General features: G+C 60.2%; 13 protein-coding genes and 1 tRNA gene. 10 read left to right on the forward strand and 4 right to left on the reverse strand.

The genetic code is table 11. The features are described from left to right. Positions 1-90 precede the first annotated feature (90 nt). Entirely contained in the window at positions 91-351 is a 261-nt protein-coding gene (locus AC0ZT5_RS22585; protein ID WP_488498238.1) for a hypothetical protein, read from the reverse strand. A 108-nt stretch (positions 352-459) separates the two neighbouring features. On the opposite strand from AC0ZT5_RS22585, the gene AC0ZT5_RS22590 reads away from it, so the two are divergent. From AC0ZT5_RS22590 to AC0ZT5_RS22630, 9 genes are all read left to right on the forward strand, one after another. After that, positions 460-891, forward strand: coding sequence for a hypothetical protein (locus AC0ZT5_RS22590; protein ID WP_488498239.1), 432 nt, complete (start codon positions 460-462; stop codon positions 889-891). Between the two features lie 49 nt (positions 892-940). Next, complete coding sequence (locus AC0ZT5_RS22595; protein WP_488498240.1) at positions 941-1840, forward strand: hypothetical protein; 900 nt, start codon at positions 941-943, stop codon at positions 1838-1840. Next, positions 1837-2001 (forward strand): hypothetical protein, encoded by a 165-nt coding sequence (locus AC0ZT5_RS22600; protein ID WP_488498241.1) that lies wholly within the window; start codon positions 1837-1839, stop codon positions 1999-2001. The genes AC0ZT5_RS22595 and AC0ZT5_RS22600 overlap by 4 nt, the downstream gene beginning before the upstream one ends. A gap of 422 nt (positions 2002-2423) precedes the next feature. After that, complete coding sequence (locus tag AC0ZT5_RS22605) at positions 2424-2729, forward strand: ETC complex I subunit (RefSeq protein ID WP_488498242.1); 306 nt, start codon at positions 2424-2426, stop codon at positions 2727-2729. A gap of 46 nt (positions 2730-2775) precedes the next feature. After that, a tRNA-Arg gene (locus AC0ZT5_RS22610) sits at positions 2776-2852 on the forward strand. 272 nt (positions 2853-3124) lie between these two features. Then, positions 3125-3349, forward strand: a complete 225-nt coding sequence (locus AC0ZT5_RS22615) for a hypothetical protein (RefSeq protein WP_488498243.1) — start codon at positions 3125-3127, stop codon at positions 3347-3349. Between the two features lie 180 nt (positions 3350-3529). After that, positions 3530-4312: a GGDEF domain-containing protein gene (locus AC0ZT5_RS22620; protein ID WP_488498244.1), complete on the forward strand. Its 783-nt coding sequence runs from the start codon at positions 3530-3532 to the stop codon at positions 4310-4312. Between the two features lie 200 nt (positions 4313-4512). Then, positions 4513-5526: a glycosyltransferase family 4 protein gene (locus AC0ZT5_RS22625; protein WP_488498245.1), complete on the forward strand. Its 1014-nt coding sequence runs from the start codon at positions 4513-4515 to the stop codon at positions 5524-5526. Between the two features lie 119 nt (positions 5527-5645). After that, the gene (locus tag AC0ZT5_RS22630; protein ID WP_488498246.1) at positions 5646-6872 is read left to right on the forward strand and encodes an anion transporter; all 1227 of its coding nucleotides are present in this window, start codon (positions 5646-5648) and stop codon (positions 6870-6872) included. A 95-nt stretch (positions 6873-6967) separates the two neighbouring features. On the opposite strand, the gene AC0ZT5_RS22635 is transcribed toward AC0ZT5_RS22630, so the two are convergent. Beyond that, positions 6968-7555, reverse strand: a complete 588-nt coding sequence (locus AC0ZT5_RS22635) for a TetR/AcrR family transcriptional regulator (protein ID WP_488498292.1) — start codon at positions 7553-7555, stop codon at positions 6968-6970. Positions 7556-7642: 87 nt separating this feature from the next. On the opposite strand from AC0ZT5_RS22635, the gene AC0ZT5_RS22640 reads away from it, so the two are divergent. After that, on the forward strand, positions 7643-8539 hold the full coding sequence (locus AC0ZT5_RS22640) for a crotonase/enoyl-CoA hydratase family protein (protein ID WP_488498247.1): 897 nt from the start codon (positions 7643-7645) through the stop codon (positions 8537-8539). Here AC0ZT5_RS22640 and AC0ZT5_RS22645 read toward each other — a convergent pair. Both AC0ZT5_RS22645 and AC0ZT5_RS22650 read right to left on the reverse strand, forming a co-directional pair. Beyond that, positions 8485-8793 carry a cupredoxin domain-containing protein gene (locus AC0ZT5_RS22645; protein ID WP_488498248.1) on the reverse strand — a complete coding sequence of 103 codons (309 nt, stop codon included), beginning with the start codon at positions 8791-8793 and terminating at the stop codon, positions 8485-8487. The genes AC0ZT5_RS22640 and AC0ZT5_RS22645 overlap by 55 nt on opposite strands. An 11-nt stretch (positions 8794-8804) precedes the next feature. Further along, entirely contained in the window at positions 8805-9329 is a 525-nt protein-coding gene (locus tag AC0ZT5_RS22650; protein ID WP_488498249.1) for a DUF4142 domain-containing protein, read from the reverse strand. Between the last annotated feature and the right edge of the window lie 32 nt (positions 9330-9361).

Raw genomic sequence — 9361 nt, forward strand, 5'->3', positions numbered from 1 at the left:
TGTCGGCCAGTTTCGGACCGTATGTCATGGCGTGGGCAACGGCCTTGTCGCTTAGATCGCGCCAATATGCGCAGTGAGGGCAATCAGCCATTACGCCGCCTCCCTATCCAGCGAGTAGTACGTGCTGACCGAAGTGCTATCGGCCATCTTCAGGAAGCGGGCGTTCTTCAATTCATAGAAGACTGCGAGGCCGAAACCCTTGATCGTCTCACCGGCCATCGTCAGGCGGTAAGCGAATTGGTCACGACCGGTGAAGCGATCGCGCTCCAACCGCTGAACGAACTGACCGCCATCAGCCAGGATGTCGAGAGCCTTGCGGGCGCGGGCGCTGATGTGGGTGAGGTTCGTCATGTCCGTCTCTCCTTGTTGATGTCCCGATCATACAATTTAGTTGGATGATGTCAACACCTAAATCGAAGAGGGTTGTATAAAAATGCAGAAAAGTGTACAACTATGATAATGCTCGCTTCCGATTGGCTCGGTCTCGCGGTAGTGCTTTGTGTGGCGGCGTGGTTCGCCAAACGGCAGTTTATTGGCATTCTTCTGCCATTTGCGGTGATCATCGCCGCATACGCGGTTTATCTCCCCACCGGCTCCCCGCGCTTCACCACGCCACCCAAAGGCGAATACACCGTTGTCGGTGCTGATATCCAGGTGAACGTGGCTATCTATGTCCTCTTGAAGGAGGGCAGCAACCCGCCCGTCTTTTTCCGGTTGCCATATTCGAACACCGCAGCCGACCAGCTCCAGAACGCGATGGACGGCTCTCAGAACGGTCAGGGTGTCAAGGCCCGCATCGATGGCGAAGGGGGTGTCGCGTATGACGGCGATCCGCCTGTGACTGGTGAGCCGCCCAAGACGCCAGAGGTTCCGGCGATCTCAATACCCTAATAGCCGCGCGGCACAATTCCCTATCAGCGCAACAGATCGGAGCCGCAGTATGGCATCTAAGCGAAAGTTTTCTGACGCGGATCTTGCAAAAACATGGGCCGACTGCGGCAACATACGGGAGACATCCCGCCGACTAGGGGTCCATTACTCAGGCGTTCATGAGCGCCTTGTTCGGGGTAACTTCATCCAAGCCCCGACATTCAACCCAGACCGTGGCGAGCATACCCCCAGGACGATCCCAGAGGGGGTAACGCTGGTCATCCCTGACATTCAGGCACCAGCACAGCATCCTGACGCTCTTGCCTTCCTGTGCGCCCTCAGGGACAAATACAGGCCGGTCAATGTGGTCTGCATCGGCGACGAGTTGGACCTCAACTGGCTTTCCGAGTTTGCCAAGCTTCCCGAGGTCGATCAGCCGCATAGCGAATTCGCGGCGGCTCAATCGTTTCTCAGGGCGCTTTTCTCCGAATTCCCCGAGGTGGTATCCTGCACTTCCAATCATGTGCACGGCCGCTTCGATAAGGCTAGGACGCGTGGGCGTATTCCTCCAAGCTTTCTCAGGCCGATCGAGGATCTGATTGACGCCCCGGTTGGCTGGTCCTGGCACTCGTCCATTCGAATGGGCGATATCCTGTTCCGCCACGGCCATAAGGATATCATGAACCTCAAGCGGCTGATCCTTGAGGAAATCCCGGCAGAGACAGGCCGGCACATGAGCATCATTCTCGGCCATTTCCACACCCGTTTCGGACAGGCCACGCCTGATTTGAAGGTCGGGCAAAAGCTCTATTGGGGAGCCTTCACCGGCTGCCTGATTGATCCCAAGCATCCGTTCTTTGGCTACAGTCGCGGCTATGAGCGGCTGGGAACGCTGGTTATCATGCACGGGCGCGCAATCCCCGTTCCGATGGCCTTGGACGAGCGCGGACGCTGGACGGGCACGTTATGACGCAAAAGCTTTACGTCAGGGTTGGCTTCGCGGAGGATGGAAAGACAGTCGTCCGCGAAATCTTCTATGAAGGCCGCAAGATCGGCGATGTCAGCTATGTTGAAGTGCTGGAGGCTGCGATGCAGTTCGTCTCATCGCTTAGATATGAGGTGAAGCGCTGAGTTATACAAAAACCGCGAAAGCTGTATAACGCCTCAAAAGCCCATCGCCTTCAACGCCCAATGCAAAATCTCCCACACCCCTACGATAACCCCGAAGATCGCCGCGAGACTTAAGATCAGGGATGCATCGCGTCTCATCTGCCGCCTCTAGGCTGGGGTTAGGCCGCACGCGCGGAGTCCCACGCGAAATGCCACGGCGGTAGGGTATTTAGTCGGGAAGCTGTTGAAATGTCGTGGGGAACGGCGACAAGCACCACTTTTCCCAAACCAGATGCGCTACCAGGCTGCGCTACACTCCGAACGGTCTGTTGCCTATTCATTTCGGTGTTGCATGGCAAGTGCAAAAACCTTGCCGTGTTGCGCATTGCGCAGTAATGACGACGCAGGGTGGCGATGCTGCCTTGCACAATAACGAGGTGGCCATGTCCGCGCGCATTTTCAGCCCAGCCAAAACCGCGATGCAGTCCGGCAAGGCCAAGACCGGCCATTGGGTGCTGGAATTCGACCCCGAGATGCGCAAGAAGATCGACCCCTTGATGGGCTACACCACGTCGGGAGACATGAGGAGCCAGATCAGGCTCACCTTCGATACGAGGGAAGAAGCGGTGGCGTACGCCGAAAAGGAAGGGTTCGCCTTCCGCGTCGATGAGCCGAAAGAGACCAAACGCCGCCAGATTTCCTATGCGGAGAATTTCCGCTATGACCGCAGGACGCCCTGGACGCATTGACCGGCGGCCAGCGTCGAGTATTCAGCCGGCCCGGCGGCCGGCCAGCGGTCCCGTAGCTCAGCTGGATAGAGCACCGGCCTTCTAAGCCGATGGTCACAGGTTCGAATCCTGTCGGGATCGCCAATAATTTCAAAGGTTTGTGCCAGTTAACCTGATCAGGGCCGCTAAATCTGCCATCTGGCGACTGCCAGCGCCACCACCTTGTGCAACAGGGAGTTGAGCCTGGGTTCGGCGCAGCGATCCGGAATTATTTCGTGATCCAGCGTGGTTGGAACCATAGCTCCCACCACGCGTTCGGGGCCTTGTATTCGTGGTGCCTCATAAAAAAGCAATGTGCGGGCCGACGAATGGGGTGGGGTAAAACAAGCGCGGGTTGGGGGAGGAGAAGCCAGGTTATGTCGAAACGTGAGATTGGAACGTCCCCTGCGTTGGGGCGGCGTATCGCTGAACTCAAGGCCAGAATGCAGGATGCCGAAATTTCCGACCATGAGATGAAAACGTTTCACAAGGTCGCCGCCATCATGGGGGCAGGCGACGGCTCCCTACGACTGGATGCCGACGACTTGATCGCAGCATCGTTCGTTGCCGAGGCGCTGGGGGGACCCGCGCCCCACCGCTGACATTTAGGCTGCATCGGCCCGAAGTCCAGCAAAGCGAGGGTCTCACCGCGGTAGCGAGCGCGGCTGCCGTCGGTGGCCGTTGTGTTGTCGTGTCTGCCGATATCGAATTGGAAGGAAAGTCTTATCAATTTGTTTGCGTTGCTGCGTCATTGTAGCGGCGGCTAACGGAGTGGAAACGCGATGAGGATCGATCTGTCGCCGACGAGCTGGGGCAGGGTGATCGCTGTCACGGCAGCCGGTACGGCATTCTTCATCGTCGTGGCGTTCTTCGTCGATTCCTTCAATTTCCCCTATCTTTCACCCGAGGCACTGTGGCGGGCGCAACTGACCGATCTGATGTTGCCTTTGGTGCTGGGTGGCTCGTTTCTGTTTTTCCTGATGTGGAAGATCCGCCAGCTGGCCATCGCCCAGCGTGATCTCAGCATCGTTGCCGCGACCGACAGCCTGACGGCGGTGCTGAACCGCGGCGCCTTCTCGATGCTGGTCGAAGCCTATCTCGAGCAGACCCGCAAGCAGGAGCAGGCCCATTCGGGGGCGCTGCTGATCATCGATGCCGACCATTTCAAGTCGATCAACGACCGGCACGGACATGACTGTGGAGACCAGGCGCTCAAGCTGATCGCGCAGGCGATCAAAGGGCAGCTGCGCGGCGGCGACATCGTTGGCCGCATCGGTGGCGAGGAGTTCGGCGTGTTTCTGCCTGGCGTCGATCCCTCGCATTCATGGGTGGTTGCCGAAAGCATTCGCAGGCGCATCCGTGAGATGGACTTCTCCCCGGGCGGGCGGCCCTGCCCATTATCCGTCAGCATTGGCGGCACAAGCTTTACCGGGCCGACCACCTTCGAAGAGATTTTCGTGGCGGCCGACAGGCGGCTTTACGCGGCCAAATCGAACGGGCGCGATCAAGTCAGCTTCGATCCCTCAGGGGCTTCTCTAGTGCCCAGCAACGCCATCGTGCATTGACAGCAAGCGTGGTCGTCGCAAACTAGAACCGTCGCGTCCTGTCACGGTTGGGCACGAAAACCTCCGGCACAGCACGCTGATTTGAGCAAGCTGTCGCGTTGACGATGTTTTCGCTTTTGCTGACATCGCGCTAAAAAACGTTACTGCTTTCCTGAGTTCTCCAAGCGTCCGGGCCGGGGGGCCAGTCACGGCCTTTCTCAATGCCGGCGAACGAATGGCGGGACGGTTCAGGCAAGATCAGCGCGGCAACTATGATTCATCTGTTCAATGGCTTTCTGAACCCCTTTGGCGGCAGTGATCTCGAAACCCTGGAACTGTACCGGCTGTTGATCGCTGACTCCGAGGTGCGTCTGTGGGCAACGTCCTCCAGGGTGTCCGGCGAGTTGATGCGGCAATTTCCGATTCGCCGCATCTCGCTGCCAAAGTGGAACGTGCCGGACGGCGGTACCTACGTCTTCGTCGGCGCGCATTGGAGCAACAAAATGTGGCCCTACCTGATTCCGCGGCCGCGCCGGCTGATCTATGTCTTCAATACCTTTCACCCGAAAGTCATCGCGCTGACGAAGCGCATGCCCCGTATGCTCAACTGGCCCGACGCCGAACTGGTGCTGATTTCCGATTTTCAAAAACGCATGCTGCGGGTCGATGGCGTCGTGCATCCGTCGCCGATCGATATCGAACGTTTTTTGCCACAGCCGGCCAAGCCGGGTCGCCCGTTCACGCTGGGACGATTGAGCCGCGACACCAGGGACAAACATCATGCGGACGATGTGCCGCTCTACGAAACGTTGTTGGCGGGTGGCGCAGCGCTGCGGATCCAGGGCGGGATGGTGCTCAAGGACAAGCTCAAATCGCATCCGCAACTCGAACTCCTTCCGCAAGGCCGGTTTGCGGCCGAAGAGTTCCTGCCGACGCTCGACGTGTTCTACTACCGTACCGGCTCGCACGTGGAGACGTTCGGCAGGGTGGTGTTCGAAGCGATGGCCTGTGGTTTGCCTGTGGTCTGCCATTCGCATGGCGGCTACGCCGACCATATCAGGCATGGCGAAAACGGCTTTCTGTTCGAGACGACGCAACAGGCGCGGCAGATCCTGGCCGACCTCAAAGCCGATCCGGAACTGCGGGCGACAGCGGGTCGTGAGGCGCGGCGGACCGTTGAGCAGCTGTTTTCTTCGCAGGCACTTCGACGGCGGCTGGATTTCTATCTGCATTAGCGGCACATCGTCCCCTGGGCTTTGCTGACACCCTCGGCATCGCGCTAAAGCTGGCATGCAAACGAACCATCGGGCGGATAGGCAGCGGCGCACCACAGACTGAGCAGGACTTCTTTTCGATGACATTGATAGGCGCGGCGGCACTGCTGATCCTGATCCTGACTTACGCCGGTGTCGCCATTGGGCGCATTCCAGGCCTGCGCCTCGACCGGGCAGGGATCGCGCTGCTCGGCGGGGCTGCGATGATCGCCGTCGGCGCGATCACCATGGAGGATGCCTACCGCGCGATCAATTTCGACACCATCACGCTGCTGCTCGGCATGATGATCGTGGTGGCGCACCTGAAGGTTTCCGGTGCCTTTCGGGGTCTTGGCGCCGTCGCCATCGAGCATGCGCACGCGCCCTTCATGCTCCTGGTCATGGTGACGCTGCTGACCGGCGTGCTGTCTGCCTTCCTGGTCAACGATGCTATCTGTCTCGTCATGGCACCGATCGTCGTCCACGTCACCCGCGTCATCAAGCGCAACCCCATCCCCTATCTGATCGCCACCGCCACCGCGTCAAATTGCGGCAGCGTCGCCACCATCACCGGCAATCCGCAAAACATGGTGATCGGCGCGCTGTCGGGCATTTCCTATCCTGCCTTCTCGGCAGCCCTTGCTCCGGTCGCTCTGTTTGGCCTGGTCGCGGTCATTGTCATCGTGCGCATCGTCTACCGGGCCGAATTCGCCCGCACGGCCCAATTGACCCCAGAAGTCTCGCGTGGGCGCATGCACAAGGGGCAGGTGCTGAAGGCGGTGGTGGTCTGCATCGGATTGGCCATCGCCTTCTTCGCCGGCGTGCCGGTCGCCAAGGCGGCACTCATCGGCGGTGCCATTCTCTTGCTCACCCGTGCCATCAAACCGGAACGCATCTACCGCGAGATCGACGGACCGCTGCTGTTCATGTTCGCTGGTCTGTTCGTGGTCGTTGCCGGCGCGGAAAAGACGCTGCTGACGCCAGACATGATCGCCTCGGCAAAGAACCTTGGGCTGGACGATGTCTGGCGCCTGTCCGGCTTCACCGCGGTGCTCTCCAACATCATGAGCAATGTGCCGGCCGTGCTGGCGCTGCGGCCCTTCATACCCGGCCTCGAAAACCCCGAACGTGCCTGGCTGGTGGTCGCGATGAGTTCGACGCTGGCCGGCAATTTCACGCTGCTCGGCTCGGTCGCCAACCTGATTGTCGCCGAGCAGGCAAGGACCGCCGGCACGCAACTGTCGTTCGGCGCCTTCTTCAAGGTCGGCTTGCCGCTGACATTGATAACGCTGCTGGTCGGCACGGCATGGCTGGCGTTTGGATTTTAATGCATGTCGCCCAAAAGTGGCCCCGGTTTTGGGAGAACGACATGCATGAAAAGACCTAAAGCGCGTTGCCTGAATCCGTTCAAACGCGACGCGCTTTAGACCTGGTCGCTTGAAATTCGGGCCCGGACAAGGGTCGCCGCGGCGCGGCCGGCTGCCTCGACGTAATCGGGGTTGCGGTGGATCAGCATGATCGAAAAGGAGCCGTCTATCAGCAGCACGATCTCGCGTGCCAGCGCTTGCGGTTCCTCGACGCCCCGGTCGGACAATTCGCCAGCCAGCCACGTTTCAAAATTTGACTTGTGTCGCGACCCGACCTTGATCGCCGGATGTCCTGGCATCGAGGCCAACTCCGCGGCCGTGCGCAGGAAGCCGCATCCTTTCCATTTCGGGTGGTGAGCGGCCTTTGCCAGATTGGTGAAGATCGCCTCGACCTTGCGATCCACTCCGCCTTCGGCGGCATCGAACCAGCCTGCCATCCGCTTCAGATTGGGTTGGTCGCGGCCGTCGAGATAGGCGGCGATCAGGTCGTCCTTGCTTTTGAAGTGGTAATAAAGCGTCCGCTTGGTGAGCCCGGCTTCCTCTGCAACGGCATCGACACTGACCCTGCCAATTCCTTCAGCGTAAAACAGCCTTGTCGCGGCATCGACAATACGTTTGCGGGTAGGACTTTGCGCTTCAGGCATCAGCCTATGTATACCGACTAGTGAATATACACAAGCTGCAAAGGGCGTAACCTTCCAGCCCATGAGCATACTGGGGAAGGAAGCCAAATGATCGATCTTGTGCATAACGAAACCCGGGATGGGATTGCCATCCTCACCCTCAACCGGCCGGAGAAACTCAACGCGTTGAACTATGCCTTGATCGATCGCCTGCTCGCGGTCCTCGGCGACATTGAAGTCGATGCCGGCGTTCGGGCGGTCATTCTTACCGGAGCAGGGGAGCGGGCGTTTTCGGCGGGTGGCGACATCCATGAATTCTCGGCCAGTGTGGCGCTTGGCGTCGATATCGCGATGCGTGACTTTGTCCTGCGCGGGCAGCGGCTGACCGCAAGGCTGGAAGCATTCCGCAAACCCGTCATCGCCGCCGTCAACGGCATTGCCTTTGGCGGCGGCTGCGAAATCACCGAGGCCGTGCCGCTGGCCATCGCCAGCGAACGCGCCCTGTTCGCCAAGCCGGAAATCAATCTTGCGATGCCGCCGACCTTTGGCGGAACGCAGCGCCTGCCCAGGCTCGCCGGGCGCAAGCGGGCGCTCGAACTGCTTTTGACCGGCGATTGGTTTCCGCCGCAGCGCGCCCTTGAACTTGGCCTCGTCAACCAGGTCGTGCCGCATGGCGATTTGATGCCGGCCGCAATTGGCCTCGCCAAGCGTATCCTGCGGCACTCCGATCTGGCGATCGCGGGCATCCTCACAGCGGTGGCGCGCGGCCTCGACCTGAGCATCGCGGAAGGCCTGCTGGTCGAAGCCGAGCAGTTTGCCCGCATGGCTCCGACCGCCGACCTGCGCGAAGGGCTGGATGCCTGGCTGACGCGCCGCGCTGCGCGCTATGACGGCTCATGGACGCACATCGCGCGGCCTGACGAGGCCAGGCGGGCCTCGTTGGCGCTGGATCAGGGCGCCACCACCAAACGGCCTTTCATGTTGGGGTGGAAACGGCAGAAATAATCGACCGTCTCTGCCTTCTGCAGGGTGAGGCTCGCGGACTTTTTCGGCGGGATCATCAGCTCCCAGCCGCCTTTGACGGTCGCCGTGTGGGCGAACGCGTCCTTGTTCACCCACTCAATCGTGTCACCGGCCTTGGCCTCGACAGTGGCTGGCGAGAACACAAGCTTGTCGATGGTGACCTGGATGGTTTCAGCCTGCGCCGGAACGATGCCGATAGCCAGCGTCAGCGCGATCCACAGATGGCGTTTCGACATGCTGCCTGTCCTTACTTCAGCATGCCGGCGACGTGTTCGGCATGCTGCTCGTGGCCCTGGAAGATTTTCAGGCCGGTCTCCAGCAGGCTCTTCAGTTCGGCATTGCTGGCCGACGGGATGAGCAGCGTTTCGAGAGCGCCGTTGACCTGCTTGTGGTAGGCGACCTCGTTGTCGACATAGGCCTTGTCGAAGGCAGCACCCTCGAGCTTGGCAAGCTTGGCCCTTTCATCGGCGGCTGCCTTGCTCAGCGCCTGGCTGGTGGCGTTGTCTTCCGGCGTCACCTTCAGCTTCTTGACTAGGTCGAGCGCCTGCACGTTCACGGCTTCGTGGTCGCGCACCATGTCGTTGGCGAAATCCACGACGTCCTTGTTCTTCGATTTCTCGATCGCCAGCTTGGCGGCTTCAACGTCGATGACCCCTGCTGTGTAGGCGACGTGGGCGATCTGTGGGTCGGTCGGCTTGTCGGCCGCTTGGGCGAACGGGGCAATGCCAAGCAGCAGCATGGCGGCCAGGGCAGCGGTGTGTCGGATAAGCATGGCATCTCCTTCGCCGGACGCAGGACACGCGC

This window comes from Mesorhizobium sp. CNPSo 4670, assembly GCF_057784235.1.